The sequence below is a fragment of the Phenylobacterium sp. genome (assembly GCF_036821595.1).
Classification (GTDB): Bacteria; Pseudomonadota; Alphaproteobacteria; order Caulobacterales; family Caulobacteraceae; genus Phenylobacterium.
Map to the genome: position 1 here is coordinate 1 of NZ_DAISJG010000003.1, position 24,411 is coordinate 24,411.

30 protein-coding genes are annotated in these 24,411 nt (G+C 71.5%); 10 read left to right on the forward strand and 20 right to left on the reverse strand.

Annotated features, from left to right (window positions below):
• Both parC and V7Z97_RS02505 read right to left on the reverse strand, forming a co-directional pair.
• On the reverse strand, positions 1 to 2,201 hold a 2,201-nt coding region (gene parC / locus V7Z97_RS02500), incomplete at its 3' end, for a DNA topoisomerase IV subunit A (protein ID WP_334161202.1).
• A gap of 93 nt (positions 2,202 to 2,294) precedes the next feature.
• The gene (locus V7Z97_RS02505) at positions 2,295 to 2,708 is read right to left on the reverse strand and encodes a hypothetical protein (RefSeq protein ID WP_334161203.1); all 414 of its coding nucleotides are present in this window, start codon (positions 2,706 to 2,708) and stop codon (positions 2,295 to 2,297) included.
• Positions 2,709 to 2,791: 83 nt separating this feature from the next.
• Here V7Z97_RS02505 and V7Z97_RS02510 point away from each other — a divergent pair, with 83 nt between their 5' ends.
• The gene (locus V7Z97_RS02510) at positions 2,792 to 3,154 is read left to right on the forward strand and encodes a BlaI/MecI/CopY family transcriptional regulator (RefSeq protein WP_334161204.1); all 363 of its coding nucleotides are present in this window, start codon (positions 2,792 to 2,794) and stop codon (positions 3,152 to 3,154) included.
• On the forward strand, positions 3,151 to 4,347 hold the full coding sequence (locus tag V7Z97_RS02515) for a TonB family protein (RefSeq protein ID WP_334161205.1): 1,197 nt from the start codon (positions 3,151 to 3,153) through the stop codon (positions 4,345 to 4,347). The genes V7Z97_RS02510 and V7Z97_RS02515 overlap by 4 nt, the downstream gene beginning before the upstream one ends.
• A gap of 7 nt (positions 4,348 to 4,354) precedes the next feature.
• Here the strand turns inward: V7Z97_RS02515 and recO are convergent, their stop codons facing one another.
• The 5 genes from recO to lepB (V7Z97_RS02540) form a co-directional block, all read right to left on the reverse strand.
• Positions 4,355 to 5,086, reverse strand: a complete 732-nt coding sequence (gene recO, locus V7Z97_RS02520) for a DNA repair protein RecO (protein ID WP_334161207.1) — start codon at positions 5,084 to 5,086, stop codon at positions 4,355 to 4,357.
• Between the two features lie 61 nt (positions 5,087 to 5,147).
• A complete protein-coding gene (gene era, locus V7Z97_RS02525; protein WP_334161209.1) occupies positions 5,148 to 6,080 on the reverse strand; it encodes a GTPase Era in 933 nt (310 codons plus the stop codon).
• Entirely contained in the window at positions 6,077 to 6,793 is a 717-nt protein-coding gene (gene rnc / locus V7Z97_RS02530; protein WP_334161211.1) for a ribonuclease III, read from the reverse strand. Before rnc ends, era begins: the two co-directional genes overlap by 4 nt.
• A gap of 4 nt (positions 6,794 to 6,797) precedes the next feature.
• Positions 6,798 to 7,580 carry a signal peptidase I gene (gene lepB / locus V7Z97_RS02535; RefSeq protein ID WP_334161212.1) on the reverse strand — a complete coding sequence of 261 codons (783 nt, stop codon included), beginning with the start codon at positions 7,578 to 7,580 and terminating at the stop codon, positions 6,798 to 6,800.
• Positions 7,581 to 7,881: 301 nt separating this feature from the next.
• Positions 7,882 to 8,634, reverse strand: a complete 753-nt coding sequence (lepB, locus tag V7Z97_RS02540; protein ID WP_334161213.1) for a signal peptidase I — start codon at positions 8,632 to 8,634, stop codon at positions 7,882 to 7,884.
• A 157-nt stretch (positions 8,635 to 8,791) separates the two neighbouring features.
• Between lepB (V7Z97_RS02540) and V7Z97_RS02545 the strand changes: the two genes are divergently transcribed.
• Together V7Z97_RS02545 and V7Z97_RS02550 are read left to right on the forward strand one after the other, a co-directional pair.
• A complete protein-coding gene (locus tag V7Z97_RS02545) occupies positions 8,792 to 9,697 on the forward strand; it encodes an EamA family transporter (RefSeq protein ID WP_334161215.1) in 906 nt (301 codons plus the stop codon).
• Between the two features lie 67 nt (positions 9,698 to 9,764).
• The gene (locus V7Z97_RS02550) at positions 9,765 to 9,956 is read left to right on the forward strand and encodes a hypothetical protein (RefSeq protein WP_334161216.1); all 192 of its coding nucleotides are present in this window, start codon (positions 9,765 to 9,767) and stop codon (positions 9,954 to 9,956) included.
• Here the strand turns inward: V7Z97_RS02550 and V7Z97_RS02555 are convergent.
• The 3 genes from V7Z97_RS02555 to V7Z97_RS02565 all read right to left on the reverse strand — a co-directional run bounded on the left by V7Z97_RS02555 (position 9,900) and on the right by V7Z97_RS02565 (position 11,379).
• The gene (locus V7Z97_RS02555) at positions 9,900 to 10,268 is read right to left on the reverse strand and encodes a response regulator (protein WP_334161219.1); all 369 of its coding nucleotides are present in this window, start codon (positions 10,266 to 10,268) and stop codon (positions 9,900 to 9,902) included. The genes V7Z97_RS02550 and V7Z97_RS02555 overlap by 57 nt on opposite strands.
• Positions 10,265 to 10,525, reverse strand: a complete 261-nt coding sequence (locus V7Z97_RS02560; RefSeq protein ID WP_334161221.1) for a DUF6894 family protein — start codon at positions 10,523 to 10,525, stop codon at positions 10,265 to 10,267. Before V7Z97_RS02560 ends, V7Z97_RS02555 begins: the two co-directional genes overlap by 4 nt.
• Positions 10,526 to 10,656: 131 nt before the next feature.
• Positions 10,657 to 11,379: a Crp/Fnr family transcriptional regulator gene (locus V7Z97_RS02565; protein ID WP_334161222.1), complete on the reverse strand. Its 723-nt coding sequence runs from the start codon at positions 11,377 to 11,379 to the stop codon at positions 10,657 to 10,659.
• A 129-nt stretch (positions 11,380 to 11,508) separates the two neighbouring features.
• Here V7Z97_RS02565 and V7Z97_RS02570 point away from each other — a divergent pair, with 129 nt between their 5' ends.
• From V7Z97_RS02570 to V7Z97_RS02580, 3 genes are all read left to right on the forward strand, one after another.
• The gene (locus tag V7Z97_RS02570) at positions 11,509 to 12,255 is read left to right on the forward strand and encodes a Crp/Fnr family transcriptional regulator (RefSeq protein WP_334161224.1); all 747 of its coding nucleotides are present in this window, start codon (positions 11,509 to 11,511) and stop codon (positions 12,253 to 12,255) included.
• Positions 12,252 to 12,512 carry a hypothetical protein gene (locus tag V7Z97_RS02575; protein ID WP_334161225.1) on the forward strand — a complete coding sequence of 87 codons (261 nt, stop codon included), beginning with the start codon at positions 12,252 to 12,254 and terminating at the stop codon, positions 12,510 to 12,512. Before V7Z97_RS02570 ends, V7Z97_RS02575 begins: the two co-directional genes overlap by 4 nt.
• A 104-nt stretch (positions 12,513 to 12,616) precedes the next feature.
• The gene (locus V7Z97_RS02580; RefSeq protein ID WP_334161226.1) at positions 12,617 to 13,300 is read left to right on the forward strand and encodes a Crp/Fnr family transcriptional regulator; all 684 of its coding nucleotides are present in this window, start codon (positions 12,617 to 12,619) and stop codon (positions 13,298 to 13,300) included.
• A 4-nt stretch (positions 13,301 to 13,304) separates the two neighbouring features.
• Here V7Z97_RS02580 and V7Z97_RS02585 read toward each other — a convergent pair whose 3' ends face one another.
• From V7Z97_RS02585 to rpoZ, 6 genes are all read right to left on the reverse strand, one after another.
• Positions 13,305 to 13,499, reverse strand: coding sequence for a hypothetical protein (locus V7Z97_RS02585; protein ID WP_334161228.1), 195 nt, complete (start codon positions 13,497 to 13,499; stop codon positions 13,305 to 13,307).
• A 102-nt stretch (positions 13,500 to 13,601) separates the two neighbouring features.
• Positions 13,602 to 14,003, reverse strand: coding sequence for a holo-ACP synthase (gene acpS, locus V7Z97_RS02590; protein ID WP_334161229.1), 402 nt, complete (start codon positions 14,001 to 14,003; stop codon positions 13,602 to 13,604).
• Positions 14,000 to 14,755, reverse strand: coding sequence for a pyridoxine 5'-phosphate synthase (locus V7Z97_RS02595; protein WP_334161231.1), 756 nt, complete (start codon positions 14,753 to 14,755; stop codon positions 14,000 to 14,002). Before V7Z97_RS02595 ends, acpS begins: the two co-directional genes overlap by 4 nt.
• The gene (gene pyrE / locus V7Z97_RS02600; protein WP_334161232.1) at positions 14,752 to 15,336 is read right to left on the reverse strand and encodes an orotate phosphoribosyltransferase; all 585 of its coding nucleotides are present in this window, start codon (positions 15,334 to 15,336) and stop codon (positions 14,752 to 14,754) included. Before pyrE ends, V7Z97_RS02595 begins: the two co-directional genes overlap by 4 nt.
• Positions 15,337 to 15,472: 136 nt before the next feature.
• On the reverse strand, positions 15,473 to 17,623 hold the full coding sequence (locus V7Z97_RS02605; protein ID WP_334161424.1) for a RelA/SpoT family protein: 2,151 nt from the start codon (positions 17,621 to 17,623) through the stop codon (positions 15,473 to 15,475).
• A gap of 140 nt (positions 17,624 to 17,763) precedes the next feature.
• Positions 17,764 to 18,123: a DNA-directed RNA polymerase subunit omega gene (gene rpoZ, locus V7Z97_RS02610; protein ID WP_334161234.1), complete on the reverse strand. Its 360-nt coding sequence runs from the start codon at positions 18,121 to 18,123 to the stop codon at positions 17,764 to 17,766.
• A 192-nt stretch (positions 18,124 to 18,315) separates the two neighbouring features.
• Between rpoZ and V7Z97_RS02615 the strand changes: the two genes are divergently transcribed.
• The gene (locus V7Z97_RS02615) at positions 18,316 to 19,608 is read left to right on the forward strand and encodes a hemolysin family protein (protein ID WP_334161235.1); all 1,293 of its coding nucleotides are present in this window, start codon (positions 18,316 to 18,318) and stop codon (positions 19,606 to 19,608) included.
• 63 nt (positions 19,609 to 19,671) lie between these two features.
• On the opposite strand, the gene katG is transcribed toward V7Z97_RS02615, so the two are convergent.
• Positions 19,672 to 21,909, reverse strand: coding sequence for a catalase/peroxidase HPI (gene katG, locus V7Z97_RS02620; protein ID WP_334161236.1), 2,238 nt, complete (start codon positions 21,907 to 21,909; stop codon positions 19,672 to 19,674).
• A gap of 194 nt (positions 21,910 to 22,103) precedes the next feature.
• On the opposite strand from katG, the gene V7Z97_RS02625 reads away from it, so the two are divergent.
• Together V7Z97_RS02625 and V7Z97_RS02630 are read left to right on the forward strand one after the other, a co-directional pair.
• Positions 22,104 to 22,325 (forward strand): hypothetical protein, encoded by a 222-nt coding sequence (locus tag V7Z97_RS02625; RefSeq protein ID WP_334161238.1) that lies wholly within the window; start codon positions 22,104 to 22,106, stop codon positions 22,323 to 22,325.
• A gap of 172 nt (positions 22,326 to 22,497) precedes the next feature.
• Positions 22,498 to 22,920: a VOC family protein gene (locus tag V7Z97_RS02630; protein ID WP_334161241.1), complete on the forward strand. Its 423-nt coding sequence runs from the start codon at positions 22,498 to 22,500 to the stop codon at positions 22,918 to 22,920.
• A 27-nt stretch (positions 22,921 to 22,947) separates the two neighbouring features.
• Here V7Z97_RS02630 and V7Z97_RS02635 read toward each other — a convergent pair whose 3' ends face one another.
• Genes V7Z97_RS02635 through V7Z97_RS02645 form a run of 3 tightly spaced genes read right to left on the reverse strand, consistent with a single transcriptional unit; the run spans position 22,948 to position 24,357 of the window.
• Complete coding sequence (locus V7Z97_RS02635) at positions 22,948 to 23,532, reverse strand: DUF305 domain-containing protein (protein ID WP_334161242.1); 585 nt, start codon at positions 23,530 to 23,532, stop codon at positions 22,948 to 22,950.
• Between the two features lie 46 nt (positions 23,533 to 23,578).
• Positions 23,579 to 23,926: a hypothetical protein gene (locus V7Z97_RS02640; RefSeq protein WP_334161244.1), complete on the reverse strand. Its 348-nt coding sequence runs from the start codon at positions 23,924 to 23,926 to the stop codon at positions 23,579 to 23,581.
• Complete coding sequence (locus V7Z97_RS02645; protein ID WP_334161246.1) at positions 23,923 to 24,357, reverse strand: YciI family protein; 435 nt, start codon at positions 24,355 to 24,357, stop codon at positions 23,923 to 23,925. Before V7Z97_RS02645 ends, V7Z97_RS02640 begins: the two co-directional genes overlap by 4 nt.
• Between the last annotated feature and the right edge of the window lie 54 nt (positions 24,358 to 24,411).

Here is a 24,411-nt window from a genome sequence, read left to right on the forward strand (position 1 = left end):
CGGCCGACCCACTCGCGCCATTCGGGCCACTGGCGGGTGCGGCCGTCGGCCGTGGTCCAGGCGGCGCCCTCGTCGGCGTTGAACACCAGGGCGTCCTTCAGGCCGCCCTCGCGGTAGGCCTGCAGCTTGACGCCCTTGCCGCGGGGCATCTCGGGGAGCTCGGCGGCGGGGAAGATCAGGATCTTGCCGTTGTCGCCGACCACGGCCAGGTGGTCGCCTGTGAGCGGGAGCGAGACCTGGGCGACGTTCCTGCCGTTGGCGGAGGCGACGTTGAGCACCTGCTTGCCGGCGCGGCGGAAGGCGATGGCCTCCTCCTCCGGCATGATGAAGCCGTAGCCCTCCTTCGAGGCCAGGACCCGCTTGGCGCCCGGGCGGTGCACGAAGACGTCCACGAGGCCGACCTTGTCGTCGAGGTCGATCATCAGGCGGAGCGGCTCGCCGTGGCCGCGGGCGCCGGGGAGCTTGTCGCAGCCCAGGGTGAAGAAGCGGCCGTCGGAGGCGAAGATCAGCAGCTTGTCGGTGGTCTCGGCCGGGACCAGGAACTGGAGCCTGTCGCCCTCCTTGAACTTCAGCTCGGAGGGGTCGTCCACGCGGCCCTTGGCGGCGCGGATCCAGCCGCGCTCGGAGAGGATGACGGTGATCGGCTCGCGCACGATCATCGCCTCAAGGGCGGCCTCGGTGTCGATCTCGGGGGCGTCGGCGAAGATCGAGCGGCGGCGGTTGAGGTCGCCGAGCTGGGCCTTGACGGCCTTGAGGCCGGCGGCGACCAGCTTCCACTGCTTCGCGTCGCTGGCCAGCATGGCCTGGATGCCGTCGCGCTCCTCGGAGAGCTCGGCGTGCTCGCGACGGAGCTCCATCTCCTCCAGCCTGGCGAGCTGGCGCAGGCGGGTGTTGAGGATCGCCTCGGCCTGCAGCTCGGTAAGCTCGAAGGTCTCGATCAGCTTCGCCTTCGGCTCGTCCTCGTAGCGGACGATGCGGATCACCTCGTCGAGGTTGAGGTAGGCGATGACCAGGCCGTCGAGGATGTGCAGCCGGGCCTCGATCTTGGCCAGGCGGTTGCGGGCCCGGCGGACCAGCACCTCGCGGCGGTGGTCGAGGAAGGCGCGCAGGGCCTGGCGCAGGTTCATCACGCCGGGCGTGCCGCGGGCGTCGAGGACGTTGAGGTTGACGCTGAAGCGGGTCTCCAGGTCGGAGAGCCGGAACAGGCTCTCCATGAGGACCTCGGGCTCGACGTTGCGGCTCTTGGGCTCCAGCACCAGGCGGACGTCCTCGGCGGACTCGTCGCGCACGTCGCCCAGCAGCGGGGCCTTCTTGGTCTCGATCAGGCCGGCGAGCTGCTCGACCAGGTCGGCCTTCTTCACCTGGTAGGGCACTTCCGTGACGACGATCTGGTAGGCGCCCTTGCCGAGGTCTTCGCGCGCCCACCTCGCCCGCACGCGGACCCCGCCGCGGCCGGTGTCGTAGGTCTCCAGCAGCGACTGGCGGGGTTCCACGATGACCCCGCCGGTCGGGAAGTCCGGGCCCTGGACGTGGGCCATCAGGGCCTCGGTGGAGGCGTCGGGCTGGTCGAGCAGCAGGAGGCAGGCGTCGATCAGCTCGCCGGCGTTGTGCGGCGGGATCGAGGTGGCCATGCCCACCGCGATGCCGGTGGCGCCGTTGGCCAGGAGGTTCGGGAAGCCGGTGGGCAGGACGACCGGCTCGGTGTCGGCGCCGTCGTAGGTCGGCTTGAAGTCGACCGCGTCCTCGTCGATGCCGTCCAGCAGCAGCATGGCCGCCGTGGTCAGCTTGGCCTCGGTGTAGCGCATGGCGGCGGGGTTATCGCCGTCGATGTTGCCGAAGTTGCCCTGGCCGTCGACCAGCGGATAGCGCTGGGCGAAGGACTGGGCCATGCGGACCAGGGTGTCGTAGATCGACTGGTCGCCGTGCGGGTGGTAGCCGCCCATCACCTCGCCGACCACCTTGGCGCACTTGCGCGCGGCGGCCTCGGGGTTCAGCCGCATCTCGCGCATGGCGTAGAGCACGCGCCGCTGCACGGGCTTCAGCCCGTCGCGCACGTCCGGCAGCGCGCGGTCGGTGATGACGCTGAGCGCATAGGCCAGGTAGCGGCGGGACAGCGCCTCGGACAGCGGCTCGTGGATGATCCGCGGATCGTCGGGCGTGGCCGGGGTGTCGTCTTCGGGCGGCGGGACGTCGAGGGGCATGGACTTCTGTCGCAGAGAATCACGGGACGGATAGACGCTCAGTCATAGCGGCCCCCCGCGCGCGCGTCCCTGCGGCGCGGCGGACCTTCCACATCATTTGAACGGCAGCGGCGCGAGGTCGGGCTCCACCCAGGCGCGGCGGGCCGCGACGCTGAACAGGCGGGGCTTCGTCCAGTGGGCCAGCAGCCAGCCGGAACGGCCGCAGGGGCCGGCGAGGAGCCCGGCCAGGGCCTCGCTGCGGGTGCGGCCCTGCAGCGCGGCCGCGGCGGCGCGGAGCGAGGCCTGGGTGATGGTCTCGTGGTAGCCCTCGGTGTCTGTGTTGGCGACGCCGGTGGCGGCGTTGTAGGCGCGGATCAGGCCCGGCATCTCGGCGGGCGCGTCGCGGCCCGGCTCGGCCAGCAGCCAGACGGCGGCGGCGAAGTGGGCGGCGTGGGTCCATTCCGCCTTGGGCAGGGTGCGGTCGGCCATGGCCCGGCCGATGCGGTCGATCTCGTCCTCGGTGAACATGGGCGACGCCTAGCAGAACATCGGTCGCTTGACAGCGACGATTACGGGCGTAAACGTTGCGGACGATTACGGATGTAAACGTCATGAAGATCAGCGGCGCGGAAAGCATGGTGATGGAGGCGCTGTGGCGGCGGGCGCCGCGCAGCGCCGAGGACGTGGCCGCCGAGGTGGCCGCCCCGCAGGGCTGGACCGAGGCCACGGTGAAGACCCTGATCAACCGGCTCCTGAAGAAGAAGGCGGTGGAGGCGGAGCGCGACGGCCGCCGCTACCTCTACCGGCCGAGGCTGGCCCGGGAGGCCTGGCTGGCGGCCGAGAGCGAGACGGTGGTCGACCGCCTGTTCGGCGGGCGCGTGGCCCCGCTGGTCAGCCACTTCTCGAAGAGCGGCAAGCTGACGCCCGAGGACGTGGCCGAGCTGAAGCGGCTGATCGCGGAGATCGAGGAATGACCAGCGAGATCCTGGGCGGCCTCCTGCGGGCCAATGTGCTGGCGGCGATCGCCGTGGTCCTGGTGGCCCTCCTGCGGCGGCCGGTTCGGCGGGCGTTCGGGGCGCGGGTGGCCTACGGGCTCTGGGTCCTGCCGCTGCTGGCGAGCGCCGCCGCCCTGATCCCGCAGCCGGCGGCGGAGGCCCTGCCCTTCGTCGGCGAGGCGGCGGGCGCGGCGGGCCGGGCCATGGCCGCGGCGGCGGCGACGGACCGCGGCGACGGGGTCGTGCTGTCGCTGTGGCTGGCCGGCGTGGCGGCGAGCGCGGCCTGGACCTGGCGGCTGCAGCGCCGGTTCGTCGACTCGCTGGGCCGGCTGGAGCCGGTCGCCGGGACGCCGCGTGTCTGGCGCGCGGCCAGCGCCGGGGCAGGCCCCGCGGTGGTCGGCGCGATCCGGCCGCGGATCGTCACCCCGTCCGACTTCGAGACCCGCTTCGACGCCGCCGAGCGCGAGGTGATCCTGGCGCACGAGGCCGCGCACCTGCGGACCGGCGACGCCTGGGTGAACGCCCTCCTGGCGACGCTGACCTGCCTCTGCTGGTTCAACCCGCTGGTCCACTGGGGCGCGCGGGCGCTGCGGGTCGACCAGGAACTGGCCTGCGACGCCGCGGTGGTCGCGCGCTTCCCGCAGGCCCGGAGGCTCTACGGCGCGCTGCTCTTGAAGACGCAGCTCGGAACCCAGCCCCTGCCGGTCGGCTGCCACTGGCTCGGCGCGCAACATCCCCTGAAGGAGCGGATCGTCATGCTGAAATCCCCCCTGCCCGCCCGGAGCCGCAAGCGCCTGGGCCTCGCCGTCGTCGCCACCCTCGCCGCGCTCTGCGCCGGCGCGGCGTGGGCCACGGGGGCGACGCGCACGCAGATCGGCGATCCCGACTGGGTCCAGCGGCCGACGCCGGAGGACGTGAAGGCCTTCTATCCGGCCAGGGCCGTGGCCGAGAAGGTCGAGGGCCGCGTGGTGCTCGACTGCCGGGTGACCGGCGCCGGGCGGCTCGAGGGCTGTGCCGTGGCCATGGAGGACCCTGCCGCCTACGGCTTCGGCGAGGCGGCGCTGGAGATGGCCGAGCGGTTCCAGATGACCACCCGGAGCCGCAGCGGCGCGCCGACCGCCGGCGCGGACGTGCGCATCCCGATCCTGTTCCGGCTGCCCCAGGCCGGCTGAGACGCCGCTAGAGCCGCCCCGCCTCCTCCAGCCGGTCGACCAGCCACAGGCGGGCCGGCGGCAGGGGGCGGTTGAGCGGGCTGAAGATGAAGGCCTCGAGGAAATGGGCGGTGAGGTCGAGGCCGGCCTTCACGTCCCCGGCCTCGAGCCTCGCCTGGGCGCTCAGCAGGAAGGGCGGCAGGGTCAGCAGGCGGTCGCGGTAGGGCTCGCCGGCGGCGCGGCTGACCGCCCGGCCGGTGCGCGGGCTGACCCAGACGAGGTCGTCCGTGGCGCCAGTGGCGGCGCACTTGGAGAAGTCCAGGCCGAAGCCCAGCTCCTCCAGCAGGCCCGCCTCGAAGCGCACGAAGACGGCCGGCCAGATCTCCGGATGGACGAGCGCGCGGGAGAGCGCCTCGAAGGCCAGGTAGGCGCCCGGGTGCGGCTCGCGCTCCGGCAGGGCGCCGGCGGCCACGGCGGCGGCGGCCGAGAGGCCGGCGAGGGCCAGCTTGTCGTCGAACAGCGCCGCGGGTCCCTCCCCGGCCGGCTCCAGGCTCGCCGAGCCGAGCTGGTCGGCGACCCGGGCGCGGTAGCGGGCGGTGACCGGCGCCCCGGCCTGCAGGAAGGGCTTCATCTTCCGCGACCCGCCGCCGGCCACGTGGGCGGCGTACTTGCCGTGCCGCTCGGTGAGCAACTCGACGATCGCCCCGGACTCCCCGTGGGCCCGGGCGGTCAGCACGAAGGCGGCGTCCTCGAATTCCATCAGGCCAGACTTACCACCCGCTCATCCCCGCGAAAGCGGGGATGAGCGGTTGAGAGATGCCTCAGACGTCGAAGTCGAGGCCCACGTCGCCGTAGAATTCGCGCTTGTCGGCCCAGCGTTCGTCGACCTGGACGTGCAGGAAGAGGTGGACCGGGCGGTCGAGGATGGCGGTGAGCTCCTCGCGGGCCTTCTGGCCGATCCACTTCAGGGTCTGGCCGTTCTTGCCGAGGATGATCGGCCTCTGGCTCTCGCGCTCGACGTAGATGGTCTGCTCGATGCGGAGCGAACCGTCCTTGCGGTCCTCGAACTTGGTGGTCTCCACGGCGGCCGAATAGGGCAGCTCCTCGTGGACGCGGAGGTAGAGCTTCTCGCGGGTGATCTCGGCGGCCAGCAGGCGGGCCGGCAGGTCGGCGGTCTGGTCCTCCGGGTAGAACCAGGGGTTCTCCGGCATGAGGGCGGCCAGCCGGTCGCGGAGGTCCTCGACGCCGGAGCCGGAGGTCGCCGAGATCATGAAGACCTCGTCGTAGACCCCGGTCTCGAACAGCTTCTGGGACAGCGCCAAGAGGTTCTCGCGCTTGACCTGGTCGATCTTGTTGAGCGCCAGGATCGCCTTGCGGCCGGACTTCTTCAGCCCCTCGACGATGGACTCCACGTCCTGGGCGGCCTTGCGGTCGGCGCCCTTGGCGCCCGGCTCGCCGGCGGCGATCTCGGCGGCGGCGTCCACCAGGTGGACGATGACGTCGGCGTCCTCGGCCCCGCCCCAGGCGGCGCGGACCATGGCCCGGTCGAGCCGGCGCCTGGGCTGGAAGATGCCGGGGGTGTCGACGAGCACGATCTGGGCGTCGCCGGCCATGGCCACGCCGCGGACCGGGAAGCGGGTGGTCTGCACCTTCTGGGTGACGATGGAGACCTTGGCGCCCACCAGGCGGTTGGTGAGGGTGGACTTGCCCGCATTGGGCGCGCCGATGATGGCGCAGAAGCCGGCGCGGCTCATTCGTCGTCTACCTGTGGCTCGGGGCCTTCCCGACGCAGCAACATCTGCTGGGCGGCGGCCTTCTCGGCGTCCTGGCGGGAGCGGCCCTGCGCCTGTTCGGGCGGATAGCCTTCCACCTCTACCGAAACGGTGAAGGAGGGCGCGTGATCCGGGCCCTCGCGGGAAATGATCTCATAGGCGGGCAGCGGCAGGCCCTGGCCCTGCGCCCATTCCTGGAGCTGGGTCTTGGGATCCTTGGAGCGCGGCTCGTCCAGGCGGGCGAACTCCTCCTGCCAGAACTTCAGGAAGAAGGCCCGGGCGCACTCCAGCCCGCCGTCGACGTAGAGGGCGGCGATCAGGGCCTCGCAGGCGTCGCCGAGCACGGCGTCGGACTTGCGGGCGCCGACCTTGGTGGCCGAGGCGCTCATGCGCAGGGCCTCGGGCAGGCCCGCCCGCTTCGCCGCCCGGGCGCAGGCGTGGTAGTTCACGAGGGAGGCCAGGAGCCGGCTCATCTCGCCCTCGCGGGCGTCGGGATCGAGCGCCATCAGCCGCTCGGCGGCGCAGAGGTTCAGCACCCGGTCGCCCAGGAACTCCAGCCGCTCGTTGTGACGGACGGTCCTGGCCCCGTCGCCGACGCTGGCGTGGGTCAGCGCCCGCTCCAGGAGGTCGCGGTCGTGGAAGACATAGCCGATGCGCCGTTCGAGTTCGGCGACGGCGGCCTCTCGCGAATTCATGCGCCTACTTCAGGGAGTGGAAGAAGCGGCTGGGCCGGGCGTCCATCACCCAGGTCCAGGGCTTGAAGATCGAGGCGCCCGCCCGCCACGACAGCAGGACGATCTGCGCCTTGCCGACCAGGTTCTCGGCCGGGACGAAGCCCACGCCGCCGACCGCGGCCGACACCCGACTGTCCATCGAGTTGTCGCGGTTGTCGCCCATCATGAAGTAGTGGCCCTCGGGCACGACATAGACCTCGGTGTCGTCGAGGTCGTGCTCGGGCCCGAAGTCCTCGGTGAGGAAGGCGCGGCCGCCCGGCAGGACCTCGCGGTAACGCGTCACGTCGCGCTCGCCGCCGTACTCGGAGACCTGGCGGGTCGTGCCGAGGTTCTCGCGCCGCACCTGCTCGCCGTTGAGGTAGAGCAGGCCGTCGCGCATCTGGACGCGGTCGCCCGGCAGGCCGACCAGGCGCTTGACGTAGTCGGTGTGGCCGTCGCGCGGCAGCTTGAACACGACCACGTCGCCGCGCTGCGGGGCGCTCGCCATGATCCGGCCCTCGAACACCGGGGGGCTGAACGGGATCGAGTGGCGGGAATAGCCGTACGAATACTTGGAGACGATGATGTAGTCGCCCTCGTAGAGGTTGGGCTGCATCGAGGCCGACGGGATGGTGAAGGGCTGGAAGAACAGCACCCGCAGGAAGAGGGCGATGGCGAGCGCGTAGACCACCGTCTTGACGATCTCGACGATCTCGTTGACGGCGCCGGACTTCTCAGGGCTGTGCGCGGCCTGCACGTTCTCGCTCATGGTGGTCCTTGGCATAGGGCCCGGCGAAACGGGCGTGGGCGTGCAGTTACGCGCTGGGCGCCCTCGGGGCAAGGTCGGGAGACGCGGCGGGAGGGGTCCACGAACCACACGAACGCGCGCTCAATCATGAAACCACGGATGGCACGGATTCCACGGATGGCGTCGGCGCGGACTGGGCGAGGCCCGCGAGGTGGTGAAGGGATTCGCGCGCCTCCGGCGCGCAAGGACATCCGGGCTCCGCGCCTCCCATCCGTGTGATGCGTGAAATCCGTGGTTCTTCCTCGTTCGCGGCTGGTCCGGATCAGCCGAGCGGCTTGGCGATGCGGTCGAGGTTGAGGTTGAGCCAGGTCCAGGGCTTGAGGATCGAGGCGCCGGGCTTCCAGGAGACCAGGACGATGCGGGCGCGGCCGACGAGGTTCTCGGACGGCAGATACCCTACCCCGCCGGCCGCCACCGGGACCCGGCTGTCCATGGAGTTGTCGCGGTTGTCGCCCATCATGAAGTAGTGGCCCTCGGGCACCACGTAGAGGTCGGTGTCGTCGAGGCCGCCGTCGGGGCCGTAGTCCTGGGTCAGGTAGCTGCGGCCGCCCGGCAGGGTCTCGCGGAAGATCTCGCCCATGGCGCGGGGGTCGGTGGCGGCGCCCGGCGCGGGCGTGCGCGGCACGCGCTCGCCGTTCAGCCACAGCTCGCTGTTCCGCACCTGGATGCGGTCGCCCGGCAGCCCGATCAGGCGCTTGACCAGGTCGGTGCGGTTGTCGAGCGGGGTCTTGAAGACGATGACGTCGCCGCGCTCGGGCGCGCGGGCCAGCAGCCGGCCCTCGAACAGCGGCGGGCTGAACGGGGCGGAATGGCGGGAGTAGCCGTAGCTCCACTTGGTGACCACGATGTAGTCGCCCTCGTAGAGGTTGGGCTCCATCGAGGCCGAGGGGATGGTGTAGGGCTGGACCAGGAAGATCCTGAGCACCAGCGCGATCAGCAGCGCCCAGAACAGGGTCTTGATGATCTCCCAGACCTCGTTCGCGCCCTCGCCCGCCTTCGTCCTGCCTCGAGCCAAACCACCGATCCTCTTTACGGGCGGCGCAGCGGCCGCGATGCAGAATCTGCTCTACGACAGACTAGGGGCCGGCGCCCATGAACTCTCGCTCATTTGGCGACGCGCCGCCCGCGTCCGCACAATCGACAAAGCCCGCGAGCGTGGCCATATCGCGGCGATGAGCCGCCCTGCCCTGCCGCCGCTGCACGCCCTCCTCGCGCTCGCGGTGGTGGCGGTGTGGGGCACCAACTTCGTGGTCATCCGCTGGGGCCTGGACGACCTGCCGCCGCTGACCTTCGCGGCGCTCAGGTTCACCTTCGCCGTCCTGCCGGCGGTGTTCTTCCTGAAGCGCCCGGCCGTGCCCTGGTGGAACCTGGCGGCCTACGGCCTGCTGATCGGGGCCGGCCAGTTCGGCGTGCTCTACATCGCCATGACGCAGTGGATCTCGCCGGGGCTGGCCTCGCTGGTGGTGCAGACCCAGGCCTTCTTCACCATCGGCTTCGCCATGCTGCTGGCGGGGGAGCGGGTGAAGACGTTCCAGCTCGTGGCGCTGGGGCTGGCGGCGGCGGGGCTGGCCTGGCTGATGATCCACACCGACGCCGACGCCCGGCCGCTGGGCATCGCCATGGTGCTGTTCGCGGCGCTGTCCTGGGCGGCGGGCAACACGGTGGCGCGGACGGCCGGGCCGGTGAACATGCTGGCCTATGTGGTCTGGTCGAGCGTCTTCGCCGCCCCGCCGCTGATCGTGCTGGCGGTGACGGTGGAGGGCTGGCCGGCGGTGAGCGGGGCGATCGCGAAGGCCGACGCCGGCGCCTGGGCCGCGGTGCTCTGGCAGTCGGTGGGCAACACCATCTTCGGCTACAGCGCCTGGTCCTGGCTGCTGGCGCGCCACCCGACGGCCACGGTGGCCCCGCTGTCGCTGCTGGTGCCGGTGTTCGGCATGGGCGCCTCGGCGGTGCTGCTGGCCGAGCCCCTGACCGCGACCAAGCTGACGGCGGCGGGCCTGGTGCTGGGGGGCCTGGCGCTCAACACCCTGTGGCCGGCGTGGACCCGCCGGGCGGCGGCGGCGCAGGAGCCGGCCTGACGCGCCGGTGGAACCCACGTCGCGGATGTGAATGCCGGCGGCCGCCGCACGCGGTAAGCCGCCGCCCATGCTGTCTCCCGAGTTCTGCATGGCCAAGGCCGAGGAGTGCGAGCTGAACGCCGCCGAGGCCGACGGGCCGGTGATGGCGCGTGAGTGGCTGTGGATGGCCAGCGAGTGGCGGCTGAGCGCCGAGCTCGACCCGTCAGGCCCCGGCGCCGGCGAGGACGCCCCGGACGTGGCGCACCAGCTCAAGGGGTAGGAAGGGCTTGGGCAGAACGGTGGAGCCCGGCACGCCCCGCCGCGGCACGTCGGCGGCGGCGTCGCCGGTGACATAGACCACGGCCAGGTCGGGCCAGACGGCCCGGGCGCGGTGGGCGAAGTCGAAGCCCCACCCCCGGACGCCCACGTTCACGTCGCTGACCAGGAGCCGGTAGCCGTCCGCGTCGGCCAGGGCCGCATTCCCCTCCTCGGGCGACATGCAGTCGGTGACGACGAAGCCCGCGTCCAGCAGGGCCTCGGCGAGCAGGATGCAGATCGCCGCCTCATCCTCCACGAGCAGGATCCGGGTCATCCGCCGGCCGGGACGGCGGCGGACGGGGCCGCGCCGTCGCGGGCGCGGAAATCCAGGATGAACAGGGTCCGGTCCGCGTCGTCGGTGACGACGACGCTCCACGCGCCGGTGGACCAGAAGTGCGCCGGGTCGTCCTCCATGAGCCGGCCGGCCATCCGCACCGCCTCGCGGCGCGCGGACTCCAGGCCGGGCAGCTCCGTACCCTCGGGGTCCGGGATGGACCGGCCGTCCTCGACGTTGAAATGGTAGCGGGGCACACGGAACTCCGGAGGCAGGACCAGGGGGAGCACACGCGGTCTCTCGGTCCCAGGCACCCAGAAGGTCGCCGCCCGGAATATTGATCCATGTAAACCTTCGGATCCTGCCGGCCAAGCGGAGCCGGGGGCTTTTACGCGGCCTCGGCGCGGCGCAGGTGCAGGTAGTTGGCGTCGAAGTCCGCGAACGCCATGAGGCCCGGCTCGTCGAGCACCGAGACGACGCCGCCCCGCCACTCCAGGTAACCCGCCGCGCGGAGTTGCTGGACGACGCGGTTCACGTGCACGGGGGTCAGGCCGACGGAGTCGGCGAGCTCCGCCTGGGTCAGCGGCATATCAAAGCGGCTGCCCGGCGCCAAGTCCACGGCGCGCAGGCGCAGGAGCAGCTCGCAGAACAGGTGGGCGACCTGCTGGTCGGCCGAGCGGCGGCCCATGCCCACCAGCCATTCGCGCAGCACCGCCTCGTCCACCAGGGTGGCCCACCACAGCGCCCGCGAGAGGGTTGGGCTGGCGCTGGAGAGCCGCTCCACCGCCTCGGGCGGAATGGCGCAGATGGTGGAGCCGGTGACGGCGCAGATGCCGTGGTCCATCTCGCCCAGGATGGTCACGTGCAGGTCGCAGAAGTCGCCCGGCACGAGCCAGGCCAGGATCTGGCGGCCGCCGTCGGGCAGCATCTTGTAGCGGCAGGCGAAGCCGTCCAGCACCGCATGGACATGGCGGGGGCGCTCGCCCTCGGCGATCACGTCCTCGCGCGCGGCGTAGTCGCGGATCTGGACGCAGGCGTTGGCGAGCGCCTGTTCGTCGCTGCACGACAGCGGCGCGCCGTGCCGCAACTTGCGGACCAGGGGCGTGATCATGGGCCTCACTTATCCCGCGAAACTTAATCTATGTAAGTCGCGGTCGGGGGCGACAACGGGTAACAGTGTCGGGAGGTCCACAAACCAGCTCCCTCCCGGCGTTAGGACGTCCGGCCTCGCGGAGCTCCCGTGACTTCCCCCGACACCCTCTCGGAACTCCGGTTCCTGATCGCCAAGCTTCGCACCATCGCGGAGCTTCCCTCCTCCGCCGAACAGGCCCTGCTGGCGCTCCCCTTCCGGGTGCGCACCTTCGCGGAGAACACCGACATCGTGCGGCAGGGGGACCGGCCGATGGAGTGCGCCCTGCTGCTCGACGGCTTCACCTGCCGCTACAAGCTGCTGGGCGAGGGCCAGCGGCAGATCATGTCGTTCCACATCCCCGGGGACATCCCCGACCTGCAGAGCCTGCACCTGCCGGTGATCGACCACAGCCTGCTGGCCCTGACGCCCACCAAGCTGGCCTTCATCCCGCACCTGGCGCTGAACGACCTGACGCGGACCTATCCGGAGATCACCGTCGCCTTCTGGCGCGACACCCTGATCGACGCGGCGGTGTTCCGCGAATGGCTGGCCGGCGTCGGCCGCCGCACCGCCCACCAGCGGATCGCCCACGTCATCTGCGAGGTCTACACCCGGATGCGGGCCATCGGCCTGACCGACGAGGGCCGCTTCCCCCTTCCGGTGACCCAGGCGGAACTCGGCGACTCCGTGGGGCTTTCCACAGTTCACGTGAACCGGGTCCTGCAGGACCTGCGGCGCGACGGCCTCATTTCGTCCAAGGGACGCTTCGTGGTGATCGAGGACTGGGAACAGCTGAAGGCCGCGGGCGACTTCGACGCCGGCTACCTGCACCTCAAGGACGCCCGCGTCACGTGAGGCTCAGGCTCGAACCCGCCCTGGTCGCAAGCGGCGAGGACGGCGACGGCCGCCTCGTCTACCGCGGGGACTACCTCGTGGCGGTGCTGGTGCGCCTGTCCGACGTCCAGGGCGGGCTCGCCGGCCGGTGGTTCCTGGAGAAGGGGTTCGGGCCCCTGGAGACCCCCGCCCCGCCGGTGTTCGCCGACCTGGGCGAGGCCGAGGCCTGGATGAACGCCCGTCTGGCGGACAGGCACCTGGGACGCTACTGGCCCTGAGCGCTCCGCAAGCGGAACATTAACCCAGTTAATTCGGGATCGGCGCGGCCCGTGGTCTCCCAAGGGGGATGGCCGGGCGATTCCTCGCAAACCTCGAAAACCATGTGGCTTTGACGGATGCGGACCGGGCGGCGGTGGCCGCCGTGCTGGGCCCGCCGCGCGCGTTCAAGGCCGGCGCCGACCTGGTGGAGGACGGCGACGACGGACCGGACGTGGTGCTGGTGCTGCTGTCCGGCCAGGCGTTCCGCCACCAGACCCTGCCCGACGGGCGGCGGCAGATCCTGTCCTTCCACGCGCCGGGCGACGTGCTCGACCTGCCGCGGCTGTTCATGGGCGTGGACTACAGCGTCGGCGCGCTGAGCGCCGGCGAGGCGGCGCCCGCCCCGCGGGCCGCCCTGCTGCAGGTGATGGCCGACCACCCGCGGGTGGCGCAGGCGCTGTGGAAGCTCAGCCTGGTGGAGGCGGCGGTCTACCGCGCCTGGCTGGTGGGGGTCGGCCGGCGCACGGCCTATGCGCGGATCGCCCACCTGCTGTGCGAGGTGTTCACCCGGCTGGAGGCGGCCGGCGAGGCGGACGGCTGGCGCTGCCCCTTCCCCGCCACCCAGACCCACCTCAGCGACTCGCTGGGCCTGTCGGTGGTCCACACCAACCGCGTGCTGCGGACGCTGGAGCGGGAGGGGCTGGTCAGCGTGCGGCGGCGCGAGATCCGGGTGCGCAACTGGCCGGGCCTGATGGCCGCGGGGGAGTTCGACCCGTCCTACCTGCAGCTCCCGCCGCGGGCGGCCTGACCGCTCAGGTCCCGGTGCGCGGCAGGGCCGGGACCGGGCGGCGGGCGATCAGCCGCGTTCCGCGCCGCAGCTCCGCGCGCCCCGCGGGGAGGGGCAGCTCCTCGAACCGGCGCAGGGCGCTCTCGGTGTCCTGGCAGCGCAGGGTGGCGCCGCACACGAAGGCCCCGTCGGGGCCGGTGACCGTGACCTGGTAGCGCAAGGATGTCCTCCCGCTGCGCCTCCGCCAGGGAGGCTGGACCATCCCCAATCTGCCGCCGGCCGCGGCGGCGGGAAATCAACCAGGTTAACCTGGCCCGGGGGATCAGCCGGCCGGCAGGGCCTCGATGATCACGAAGGCCTGGGCGTAGGGGTGGTCGTCGGTGAGGGAGAGGTGGATGTGCGCGGTCATGCCCGCAGGCGTGATCTCCTCCAGCCGCTTCAGGGCGCCGCCGGTGAGCGCCATGGTCGGCTGGCCCGAGCGCAGGTTGACCACGCCCATGTCGCGCCAGAAGACCCCGCGCCGCATGCCGGTGCCGAGCGCCTTGGCGCAGGCCTCCTTGGCGGCGAAGCGCTTGGCGTAGCTGGAGGCGGCGTCGGCCTTGCGGTCGGAGCGGGTGCGCTCCAGCTCGGTGAACACCCGGTGGCGGAAGCGGTCGCCGAAGCGGTCGAGGCTCGCCTGGATGCGGCGGATGTCGGAGAGGTCCGAGCCGATGCCGACGATCACGCGGCGCGCACCGATCTGGCTTCGTCCATCAGGGCCCGCATCCGCTGGATGGCGGGGCCCAGGCCGATGAAGATCGCCTCGCCGATCAGGAAGTGGCCGATGTTGAGCTCGGCGACCTCGGGGATCGCGGCGACGGGCTTCACCGTCTCGTAGTCGATGCCGTGGCCGGCGTGGACCTCCAGGCCCAGCCCGGCGGCCTGGCGGGCGGCGGCCTTCAGCGCCTCCAGCAGCTCGCCGGCGCGGGGGTCGCGGTGGCGCACGGCCTCGCAGTAGGCGCCGGTGTGCAGCTCGACGACCTGGGCGCCGGCCGACCTGGCGGCCTCCACCTGGGCGGGATCGGCGTCGATGAAGCAGGAGACGCGGATTCCCGCTTCCGAGAGCCTCTGCACGACGGGGGCGATGGCGTTGTGGCCCTTCACCACGTCGAGGCCGCCCTCGGTGGTGACCTCCTCGCGGCGCTCGGGGACCAGGCAGGCGGCGTGCGGCAGGTGGGCGAGCGCGATGGCCTCCATCTCCGGCGTCACGGCGCATTCGAAGTTCAGCGGGCGGCCGCGGCGGCGGCAGATGACGGCGAGTTGGTCGATGTCGGCGTCGGAGATGTGCCGGCGGTCCTCGCGCAGGTGGGCGGTGATCCCGTCGGCGCCGGCGGCCAGCGCCATCTCGGCGGCGCGCACCGGGTCCGGATAGCTCTCCCCGCGGGCGTTCCGCACGGTGGCCACGTGGTCGATGTTGACCCCGAGCCTGAGGCTCATGACTTCAGCCTCTTCGACCCCGGCTCCTCGGCCGGGATGGCGGCGAGCTCGGGCGGGATCTCGTCCGGGGCGTAGGAGGGCACGTCGACGGTGGCGAGCGCCACCAGCGGGAAGCCCACGTCCGCCCGGCCGCCCGAGCGGTCGACGATGCAGGCGCAGCACAGCACCGTCCCGCCGGCCGCCTCGATCGGCTCGACGGCCTCGCGGAATGAGCCGCCGGTGGTGATCACGTCCTCGACGACGACGACCTTGGCGCCCGGCGGGATCCGGAAGGCGCGGCGGAGCCTGAACCTGCCGTCCTCCCGCTCGACGAACATCGAGGGCACGCCGAGCGCGCGGCCGACCTCGTAGCCCGGGATGATCGCGCCCACCGCCGGGGAGACCACCAGGTCGGGCTTGCCGAACTGGGCGACGATCTTGTCGGCGAGCGCCCGGCAGAGCCGCTCGGTGCGGTCGGCGTATTGGAAGACCAGGTTCTTCTGCAGGAACATCGGGCTGTGGCGGCCGGACGCCAGGATGAAGTGGCCTTCGCGCAGGGCGCCGGCGCCGCGGAACTCGTCGAGGACGTCTTCGGTGTTCATGGAACCGGAGATAATCCCGTTCGGGCACGAGCGGAAGACGAGGCCGTGGCGGGCCGCCGAACCGCCCAGCGATCACCACCATCCCTACCCTTCCTCCATCGAGGAAGAAGGGGCGCCTGGGGCCACGCCCGGAGCGTCAGCCCTTCACCCGGTCCACCGTCTCGACGGACGGGTTGGCGCGCAGGGCGGCGGCGATGTGGGTGAGGTGGCGGGCGTCGTTGACGTCGACGTCGAAATCCACGTCGAAGAAGTCCGACTGGCGGTGGTGCATGCGCAGGCCGACGATGTTGCCGCCGGCCTCGCCGATGATGGTGCAGGCCTGGCCGAGAACGCCGGGCGCGTTGCGGATGGTGGCGGTGAGCCGGGCGCGGGCGATGGAGTTGCGCTCCGCCTCCGGCGTCCACTGCAGGTCGCGCCAGAGTTCCTCGCGGTCCTCGAAGGCCTCCAGCCGCTCGCAGTCGATGGTGTGGACGGTGAGGCCGCGGCCGTCGCTCTCCAGGATGCCGACGATGCGGTCGCCCGGGACCGGCGAGCAGCACTCGCCGAAGTGCAGGGTGACGCCCGGGGTCAGGCCGCCGCCGCGGACGTAGAGCTTGGCGGCGCGGCCGTCCTCGATGCGGCGGCGGGCGGACGCCGCCTCGCGCTCGGTGGGCTTGAGGCCGGGGAAGACGGTCTCCAGCACCTGGGGCGGCGAGACCCGGCCGCGGCCGACGGCCTCGAACAGCTCGTCCTCGGTGGCCACGGCGAAGCGGTCCAGGGCCGGCCGGAGCGAGACCTCCTTGCGGGCCTTGCCGGCGGACTCGAAGGTCTGGTCGACGGTGGCGCGGCCGAGGCGGAGGAACTCCTCCTTCTCGGTCTGCCGGATGTGGCGGCGGATGGCCGAGCGCGCGCGGCCCGTCACCGTCAGGCTTCGCCAGTCGGGCGGCACCACGGGCTTGCCGCCGCGGATCACCTCCACCACGTCGCCGTTGGAGAGCACGGTACGCAGCGGCTTCAGCTCGCCGTTGATCTTAACGCCGATGGTGGTGTCGCCGATGTCGGTGTGGACGGCGTAGGCGAAGTCCAGCGGCATGGCCCCGCGCGGCAGGCTGACGAGCTGGCCCTTGGGCGTGAAGACGAACACCTGGTCGAGGAACATCTCGAGCTTGGCGTGCTCCACGAGCTCCTCGGCGTCGCCGCCATGCTCCAGCACCTGGACGAGGTGGCGCAGGTTGACCAGCGGGTCGCGGCCGCCGGCCTCCTTCTGGGCCTCGACGTCGAAGCCGTAGGACTGGTCCTTGTAGCGCCAGTGGGCGGCGACGCCCTCCTCCGCCACCCGGTCCATGGCCTCGGTGCGGATCTGCATCTCGATGCGCATGCCCTTGGGGCCCACCACCGTGGTGTGCAGCGATCGGTAGTTGTTGCGCTTGGGCGTGGAGATGAAGTCCTTGAACCGCTCGGGCACGGACGGCCAGGCGCGGTGGATGACGCCCAGCGCCCGGTAGCAGTCCTCCTCGGTGTCGACGATCACCCTAAAGGCGTAGATGTCGGAGAGCTGGGAGAAGCCGATCGACTTCCTCTGGAGCTTCCGCCAGATCGAATAGGGGTGCTTCTCGCGGCCGAAGACGCGGGCCGGGATGCCGCCCTGCTCCAGCTTCGCGGCCACCTCCTGGCTGACCAGGGCGACCGCCCCGCCCTGCTCGTGGCGCAGCACGTCGAGGCGGCGGTAGATGGCGTCGCGGGCCACCGGGTTGAGGTGCTCGAAGGCGAGCTCCTCCAGCTCCGTGCAGATCCGGTGGACGCCGATGGAGCGGGCCAGCGGGGCGTAGATGTCCAGGGTCTCGCGCGCGATCCGCTCCCGCTTGGCGGGGCTCTTGATGAAGTGGAGCGTGCGCATGTTGTGCAGCCGGTCGGCCAGCTTCACCAGCAGGACGCGGACGTCCCGGGAAATGGCCAGGATGAACTTGCGCAGGTTCTCCGCCTGGCGGAGGTGCTCGGAGGAAAGCTCCAGCTTGGAGAGCTTGGTGACGCCCTCGACCAGCTCGGCGATCTCCGAGCCGAACAGCTCCTCGATCTCGTGGCGGGTGGCCGGGGTGTCCTCGATCACGTCGTGCAGCAGGGCCGTGACGATGGTCTCGGTGTCGAGGCGGTAGTCGGTGAGGATGCCCGCCACCTCGATGGGGTGGGCGAAGTAGGGGTCGCCGGACGCCCGCTTCTGCGCGCCGTGCATGCGCATGGCGTAGACGTAGGCGCGGTTCAGCAGCGCCTCGTCGGCGGTGGGGTCGTAGGAGCGGACCTTCTCGATCAGCTCGAACTGGCGGAGGAACTTGGGACGCTTCGCGGCGACCTGGGCCGCCGCCTGGACTGCAGGCGGCGGGGGGACGACCTTGGGCGTTGCGGCGGCGTCGGCCGCCGCCGGGATAGTGAGCGGGTCTGCGCCTTCGGGGCTCAGTACCGCTCCTCCTGACCGCCGTCGCGGTCGCTCTGCAGGGCGCGGACCAGTTCCAGCTCGCTCATCTGCATGTGGGTGGGGTCAGCCAGCAGGGCCAGGGTCTCGGCCTCTTCCTCGGCTTCCGAACGCTCGTCGACGCGCTGCAGGGAGGCGATCACGCTCTCGCGCAGCTCCTCGCCGTCCACCACGTCGTCGGCGATCTCGCGCAGGGCCACGACCGGGTTCTTGTCGTTGTCGCGGTCGACCAGCAGCTGCGCGCCGGCCGAGATGGCGCGGGCGCGGTGCGCGGACAGCAGCACGAGCGAGAAACGGTTCGGGACCTTTTCGATGCAGTCTTCGACGGTGACGCGGGCCATGGAGTCTCTCTAAGCGGATAGAACCGGCGAAAATAGAGGTTCGGGGCCCATTGTGCAACGCCGCATGACGCGCAGCGCCCGGGCCAGCCTGCGCCGCCCGCCCGGCGGGGCAGGTTCGGGGTCGCGGCCCCTCCCCTCAGCCCCTATCCTTCCCACTGGCGCCGCCAGGGCGCCTCACCGATTGCGGCCCCAATGATCCTCATCGCCTCGACCATCGTCCTGCTGCTCGTGCTGCTGAACGGCGTCTTCGCCATGTCCGAACTGGCCGTGGTCTCTTCCCGCCGGGCGAAACTCCAGAGCCGCGCGGATCGCGGCGACCGGGGCGCTCGCGTCGCGCTGCGGCTGGCGGCCGAGCCCACACGCTTCCTCTCGTCGGTGCAGGTGGGCATCACCCTGATCGGCATCCTTGCCGGCGCCTACGGCCAGGCGACGATCGCGGGCGAACTCGACGGCATCCTCGAGCGCAACGTCACCCTGCTCGCCCCCTATTCGGAGCAGATTTCCACCGCGGTCGTGGTCGTGGTGCTGACCTATCTGTCGCTGATCCTCGGGGAACTGGTCCCCAAGCGCCTGGCCCTGATCCATCCGGAGGCCATCGCGGCGCTGGTGGCGCCGCCGCTCGCGCTGATGGCGAAGGCGATGGGCCCGTTCGTCACCCTGCTCACCTTCTCCACCGCCACGGTCCTGCGGCTGCTCCGGGTCCGGGACAGCGACGGTTCGACCGTCACCCAGGAGGAGGTGGAGACCGTCCTCGCCGAGGGCACCGGGGCCGGCGTGATCGAGCCGCAGGAGGAGGCGATGATCCATGAGGTCATGCGCTTCGGCGACCGCCCCGTGCGGGTGGCCATGACGCCCCGGACCGAGGTCTACTGGGTCTCCCTGGACGACCCGGAGGACGTGGTCCGGCAGGACGTGCTCGGCTGCCCCTACTCCCGTTTCGTCGTCGCCAAGGGGCAGGACTTCGACGGGCCAGTGGGCGTGGTCCACAAGCGCGACGTGGCCGATGTCCTGCTGTCGGGCGCGCCGCTCGACCTGGCGGCCCTGGTCAAGGAGCCGCTCTACATCCCGGAGACCACGTCGCTGCTGGGCGCGCTGGAGCAGTTCAAGTCGTCGCAGCTCCACATGGCCTTCGTGGTCAACGAGTTCGGCGGCCTGGAGGGCGTGATCACGCCCACCGACCTCCTGGAGATGATCGCCGGCGACATGCCGGAAGCCCACGACGCCCCAGGCGCCGCCATCGTCCGCCGCGAGGACGGGTCGCTGCTGGTCGACGGGCGGCTCGACCTGCTCGAACTGGGCGAGGCGCTCGGCCAGACCTTCAAGGAGGAAGGCTTCCACACCGCCGCCGGGCTGATCCTCGACCGGCTGGGACGCCTGCCCGCCGAGGGGGAGACCCTCCCGCTCGGCCGGTTCGAGGTGGAGGTCGTCCGCATGGACGGCCGCCGCATCGACAAGCTGCTGTTCCGCCCGAAGCGGCCCGGCTGACCGCGGGGGGCGACGCCGGCCGTCGCCTGCCGGGACGCCGAGGCGCCCCGGCAGGGGTCCGGGTCAGGCGACGCGGACGAGCCGCTGGTCGCGCGGCAGGTCGAAGCGGTCGGCGTTCATCACCTTGGTCCAGGCCCGGACGAAGTCCCGCACGAAGGTCTCGCCCGCGTCGTCGGAGGCGTAGACCTCGGACAGCGCGCGAAGCTGCGAGTTGGAGCCGAACACCAGGTCGGTGCGGGTCGCCGTCCACTTCTCCTGGTGCGTCCGGCGGCATGTGCCGACGAACAGGTCGTCGGCCTTGTCGTCCACCTGCCGCCACGCCGTGCCCATGTCGAGCAGGTTGACGAAGAAGTCGTTGGTGAGCTGGCCCGGCCGGTCGGTGAAGACCCCGTCCTTCGAGCCGCCGTGGTTGACGCCGAGCACGCGCAGCCCCCCCACCAGCACCGTCATCTCCGGCGCCGACAGGCCAAGCAGCTGGCTGCGGTCGATCAGCAGCTCCTCCGTCGGCACGCTGAAGCGCACCTGCAGGTAGTTGCGGAAGCCGTCGGCCTTGGGTTCCAGCACCTTGAACCCCTCGGGGTCGGTCTGGTCGACGCCGGCGTCCGTCCGTCCGGGGGTGAACGGGACCTCGATCGTCCGGCCGGCGTCCTTCGCCGCCTTCTCGATCCCCGCCGAGCCGCCCAGCACGATCAGGTCGGCCAGGGAGATCTTCTTGCCGCCGGAGGCCTGGGCGTCGAAGTCGGCCTTCACCTTCTCCAGGACGCCCAGCACCCGGGCGAGCTTCTCGGGCTCGTTGACCTCCCAGCTCCGCTGCGGCTCCAGCCGGATGCGCGCGCCGTTGGCGCCGCCCCGGTGGTCGGAGCCGCGGTAGGTGGCCGCGGAGGCCCAGGCGGTGCGCACCAGGTCGGCGACCGACAGGCCGCAGTCCAGCAGCCTGGCCTTCAGCGCGGCGATGTCGGCGGCGTCGACCAGCGGGTGGTCCACCGGCGGGATCGGGTCCTGCCAGATCAGGTCCTCGGCCGGGACCTCGGGGCCGAGGTAGCGGCTCTTCGGGCCCATGTCGCGGTGGCACAGCTTGAACCAGGCGCGGGCGAAGGCGTCGGCGAACTGGTCCGGGTTGTCCCGGAACCGCTCGGCGATCTTGCGGTATTCCGGGTCGGTGGCGAAGGCCAGGTCCGCCGTGGTCATCATGGTGGGGACCCGCCGGTCCGGACTGTGGGCGCCGGGCGCCATGTCCTCGGGCTTCTGGTCCACCGGCTGCCACTGCTTCGCGCCGGCCGGGCTCCTGACCAGCTCGTACTTGTAGTCGAGCAGCATGTGGAAGTAGCTCATGTCCCACTTGATGGGCGTGGGCGTCCAGGGCCCCTCGAGCCCGGACGTGATCGTATGGTCGCCCATGCCGCTCTCGTGGCTGCTGGTCCAGCCCAGGCCCTGCTGGGCGATGTCCGCGCCCTCGGGCTCCGCGCCGATCTTCGAGGCGTCGCCGGCCCCGTGGCACTTCCCGAAGGTGTGGCCGCCGGCCGTGAGGGCGAGCGTCTCCTCGTCGTTCATCCCCATCCGCGCGAAGGTCATGCGGATGTCCCGGGCCGAGGCCCACGGATCGGGGCTGCCGTCCGGCCCCTCGGGATTGACGTAGATGAGGCCCATCTGCACCGCCGCCAGCGGATCCTCGAAGGCCTTGCCCTCGACGATGCGGGTCTTGGCGCCCTTGCCGACCCACTGCTCCTCGGTGCCCCAGTAGACGTCCTTCAGGGGCTCGAAGACGTCGGCCCGGCCGCCGCCGAAGCCGAACACCGGGGCCCCCATGCTCTCGAACGCCACGTTGCCGGCCATGATCATCAGGTCGGCCCAGGAGAGCTTGGCGCCGTACTTCTGCTTGATCGGCCAGAGCAGGCGGCGCGCCTTGTCGAGGTTGGCGTTGTCGGGCCAGCTGTTCAGCGGGGCGAAGCGCTGGCTGCCCGAGGAGGCGCCGCCGCGGCCGTCGCCGGTGCGGTAGGTGCCGGCGCTGTGCCAGGCCATGCGGATGAAGAACGGGCCGTAGTGGCCGTAGTCCGCCGGCCACCAGGGCTGGCTGTCGGTCATCAGCGCGGTCAGGTCGCGCTTCACCGCGTGGTAGTCGAGGGTTTTGAACGCCTCGGCGTAGTCGAAGTCGTCGCCCAGCGGGTTCCCGTAGCGACCATGCTGCGGAAGGATGTCCAGCGACAGCTGGTTGGGCCACCAGTCGCGGTTGGTGCGGCCCAGCAGAGACCGGAGCGCGGCGGGTTCTTTCCTGGGATCGGACAGGGGGCTGGCGTCATCCATCTCGGTTTCTCCCTTTATGGCCCGCATTAGGCGACCCCTCCGCCCGAAGAGGCAAAGCGATAATTCCGATGCTCCGGATCGGAGAATTCAATGAGCTGAGCCGTTGGCGCGGGGCGTTTTCGTCCCTATCGTCAAAAGCCTGTGAGATCGGGCGCGCCGGTCCCGGCCGGCCGCCTCCACGGGAGGACGATGCCGTGAGACCGGTCCAGATCGCCGAAGCCCTGATCGCCTCGGAGGGCGCCGCCGCCCTCACCGACCTGTGCGGCTCGGGCCGCAAGGGCGACGCCGCCCCGCTGCGCGTGGTCATGATGCGGATGTTCCCGGAGGCCGCCTATGACGAGCTGGAGGCGGGGCTGCAGCTCGCGCTGACCATCGCCCAGCTCGACCGGGCCGAACGGGACGCGATGCGCCACTGACAGCTTCTCCGGCGCACGCGGGAGCGCTAATATCCGCCCGTCGGAAAAGGCAGGCTGGTGTGGTTAGCCCAGCCCCCGCGGCTTCGCGGGTCTGTCCGGCCGCCACCCGGCGACCGAGTCCCACGGCCTTCAGCGGCGGCGCATGGTGCGCCGGCGCAAGCGAGGACGTGACATGCAGCAACAGATCTCCGTCATCACCCTTGGAATCCGCGATCTCGCGGCGTCGAAGCGCTTCTACGCCGGCGGCTTCGGCTGGCGGCCGGTGTTCGAGAACGAGGAGATCGTCTTCTACCAGATGAACGGGCTGATGCTCGGGACCTGGCTGAAGCCGCAGCTCGAGGCCGACATGCAGCGGACCAGTCCAGACGGCTCCGGCGCCGTGGCCCTGGCGCACAATGTGGGCGGCGCCGAGGAGGTGGCGGCGGTCATGGAGGCGCTGGTCGCGGCCGGCGGGCGGCTGCTGCGCGCCGCCGACGCCCCGCCGCACGGCGGCTTCCGCGGCTATGTGGCCGACCCGGACGGCCACGCCTGGGAGATCGCCTGGAACCCCGCCTGGAAGATCGACGCCCAGGGCCACGTGGCCTTCGCGGTCTGAGCGGGCCGCCGCCCGGCCCCCCGGGGGTCAGAGCGGCTCGTCAGTCAGTAGCTTGCCGCTCAGCAGGTCCCGGGCCTCCAGGGCGGCCTCAGGCGTGAGGGAGGCCGGCCCGGCGGGACGCGGAACGTCGGCCCGCCGGCCGCTTTGCTCGATGTCCTGGATCAGCATCTTCATCTCCGCGATCTCCTTGACCTGGTCGCGCGTGATGCGGTCGGCAAGGTAGCGGACGCGCGGGTCGCGGATATCCGCCTTGCGGGCGTTGTTGATGGCGATGGAGTGGTGCGGGATCATCGCCTTCATGAAGGCGACGTCGCCGATGAGCGCCTGGCTCCGGTTCACGGAGAGCAACACGATCCCGCCGACCACGGCCACGGCAAGGACGGCAATCTTCGCCGCGTTGGGCTGATACATCTTCCACATGAAGGCGAGCATCACGGCGGTCATCACGCACGCCATCACGAGCGCCGAGACAAGTCGGGTAAGACTGAACAGGGCGTGATCGGCGCTGTAGACCAGCTGATACATGAGGAAGAACATGATCGCCGTGGAGACGGCGATCATCGCGGCGAAGCGCCCCCACCCCATGCTCATCGCGTGTTTCTGGTGTTCCACGGAATCCGTCCTCCTCCAGAGGACAACACCTGGGAAGGGACCGGGTTCAGGCCGGCGGCGTCCCCTCCCCGCGTGGCCGGCGGCGGGTGAAGGCCCAGCGGACCACCGCCCCGGCGGCGGCGGCGGCCAGCAGCAGCGGCCAGGCGATGGCGGCGAGGCGGAGGGTTCCGGAAACGGCGCCCTGCAGGACGCCCGAAGGCGCGGCCGCCCCGCCGCCCTCCAGCCGGCCGACCAGGTAGGACGCCCCGAGCGCCAGCAGGACCCAGGAGGCCGCGGCGGCGACGATCCCGACGCCGAAGCCCGCGCGGCCGAACCGCCCCGTCAGCCAGGCCAGCGCCAGCGCCTCGGCGACGAACACGAGCTGGATCCAGAGCGGGGCGGTGAGCAGGGTCATGCGGTCCCGTTCGCCTTTCCGCCCAGGCCGATGCGGTCGTGCTGGGCCTTCAGCTCGTCGTCGAAGACGTCGCCGAAGTCCTCGACCTCATAGAATTCGCGGACCTCCAGCTCCACCTCGCCGCCGGCGTCGAGCGGCGGCCAGCCCCGGAGCCAGTCGAGGACGTGGCGCAGCGACGGCGCCTCGACCAGGGTGTAGCCGGCGACCAGTTCCTTGGTCTCGGTGAAGGGCCCGTCGATGATCATGGGCTTGCCGCCCCGGAACCTCACCTTGGCGCCGCGGGCGGTGGGCTTCAGGCCGGCGCCGTCGAGGATCTTCACGTGCGGGCCGGTGTCCTCGTGAAAGGCCATCATGGCGGCGGCGAGCTCGCGGGTGGGCGGGGTCCCCGCCTCGGTCTCGGCGTCGCCCTTGCGGATGATCATGAAGCGCATGGCGTCATCTCCTGTGGTCGCCCCCCGGGATGGCGGGCCCGCGCGGAGGACGCG

Bases quoted from the DNA above. Each gene is read 5' to 3' on its own strand.
- V7Z97_RS02505 (WP_334161203.1), bottom strand. From the start codon at position 2,708: ATGTTCACCGAGGACGAGATCGACCGCATCGGCCGGGCCATGGCCGAC.
- V7Z97_RS02510 (WP_334161204.1), top strand. From the start codon at position 2,792: ATGAAGATCAGCGGCGCGGAAAGCATGGTGATGGAGGCGCTGTGGCGG.
- V7Z97_RS02515 (WP_334161205.1), top strand. From the start codon at position 3,151: ATGACCAGCGAGATCCTGGGCGGCCTCCTGCGGGCCAATGTGCTGGCG.
- recO (WP_334161207.1), bottom strand. From the start codon at position 5,086: ATGGAATTCGAGGACGCCGCCTTCGTGCTGACCGCCCGGGCCCACGGG.
- era (WP_334161209.1), bottom strand. From the start codon at position 6,080: ATGAGCCGCGCCGGCTTCTGCGCCATCATCGGCGCGCCCAATGCGGGC.
- rnc (WP_334161211.1), bottom strand. From the start codon at position 6,793: ATGAATTCGCGAGAGGCCGCCGTCGCCGAACTCGAACGGCGCATCGGC.
- lepB (WP_334161212.1), bottom strand. From the start codon at position 7,580: ATGAGCGAGAACGTGCAGGCCGCGCACAGCCCTGAGAAGTCCGGCGCC.
- V7Z97_RS02545 (WP_334161215.1), top strand. From the start codon at position 8,792: ATGAGCCGCCCTGCCCTGCCGCCGCTGCACGCCCTCCTCGCGCTCGCG.
- V7Z97_RS02550 (WP_334161216.1), top strand. From the start codon at position 9,765: ATGCTGTCTCCCGAGTTCTGCATGGCCAAGGCCGAGGAGTGCGAGCTG.
- V7Z97_RS02555 (WP_334161219.1), bottom strand. From the start codon at position 10,268: ATGACCCGGATCCTGCTCGTGGAGGATGAGGCGGCGATCTGCATCCTG.
- V7Z97_RS02565 (WP_334161222.1), bottom strand. From the start codon at position 11,379: ATGATCACGCCCCTGGTCCGCAAGTTGCGGCACGGCGCGCCGCTGTCG.
- V7Z97_RS02595 (WP_334161231.1), bottom strand. From the start codon at position 14,755: ATGAGCCTCAGGCTCGGGGTCAACATCGACCACGTGGCCACCGTGCGG.
- pyrE (WP_334161232.1), bottom strand. From the start codon at position 15,336: ATGAACACCGAAGACGTCCTCGACGAGTTCCGCGGCGCCGGCGCCCTG.
- rpoZ (WP_334161234.1), bottom strand. From the start codon at position 18,123: ATGGCCCGCGTCACCGTCGAAGACTGCATCGAAAAGGTCCCGAACCGT.
- V7Z97_RS02615 (WP_334161235.1), top strand. From the start codon at position 18,316: ATGATCCTCATCGCCTCGACCATCGTCCTGCTGCTCGTGCTGCTGAAC.
- katG (WP_334161236.1), bottom strand. From the start codon at position 21,909: ATGGATGACGCCAGCCCCCTGTCCGATCCCAGGAAAGAACCCGCCGCG.
- V7Z97_RS02630 (WP_334161241.1), top strand. From the start codon at position 22,498: ATGCAGCAACAGATCTCCGTCATCACCCTTGGAATCCGCGATCTCGCG.
- V7Z97_RS02640 (WP_334161244.1), bottom strand. From the start codon at position 23,926: ATGACCCTGCTCACCGCCCCGCTCTGGATCCAGCTCGTGTTCGTCGCC.
- V7Z97_RS02645 (WP_334161246.1), bottom strand. From the start codon at position 24,357: ATGCGCTTCATGATCATCCGCAAGGGCGACGCCGAGACCGAGGCGGGG.